The organism is Mesorhizobium sp. M1E.F.Ca.ET.041.01.1.1, from assembly GCF_003997355.1.
Classification (GTDB): domain Bacteria; phylum Pseudomonadota; class Alphaproteobacteria; order Rhizobiales; family Rhizobiaceae; genus Mesorhizobium.
In genome coordinates this window covers 1-476 of the sequence record NZ_RZSL01001253.1, presented here as the reverse complement: position 1 = coordinate 476, position 476 = coordinate 1, and the positions used below count along the sequence as shown (strand labels likewise).

Genomic DNA, 476 nt, shown 5'->3' with positions numbered 1-476 from the left:
AAGCTCGGTCGGATGAGGGGTGCTGGAAGAATCGCGACGTATCACGGCTCGCCCTGCCCGATCGCTTCCTTGCGTCGTGCGACATAGGCTTCGAGCGCCTCGCGCACGGCGGGGTCCATGGCCGGCTGGACATATTCCTCCAGCGCCTTTTTCCAGAGCCGCGTCGCGCGCGCCGTCGTGTCCAGCGCGCCGGCCTCCTGCCATGCTTCGTAGTTCTGCCAGTTGGAAAGCATGGGCTGATAGAAGGCGGTTGCGTAGCGCTTCAGCGTATGCGGCTCACCGAAGAAGTGACCCCCGGTCGGCACCGCGCCCAGCGCCTCGACCGCAAGCTCTGCCTCATCGACCACGATCGGCCGCAGGAATTCCATCATATGCTGGATCATCTCGACATCGATGATGAGCTTCTCGAACGACGCCGTCAGCCCGCCTTCCTGCCAGCCGGCAGCGTGGTAGACGAGATTGCCGTGGCCGAGCAC

At 64.3% G+C, this 476-nt stretch carries 1 protein-coding gene; it reads right to left on the bottom strand.

Annotation, left to right across the window (positions count from 1 at the left end):
* Window positions 1–41: 41 nt before the first annotated feature.
* Window positions 42–476, bottom strand: a 435-nt coding sequence (locus EOA38_RS38635; protein ID WP_189435275.1) for a trimethylamine methyltransferase family protein, incomplete at its 5' end; no start/stop codon positions are given.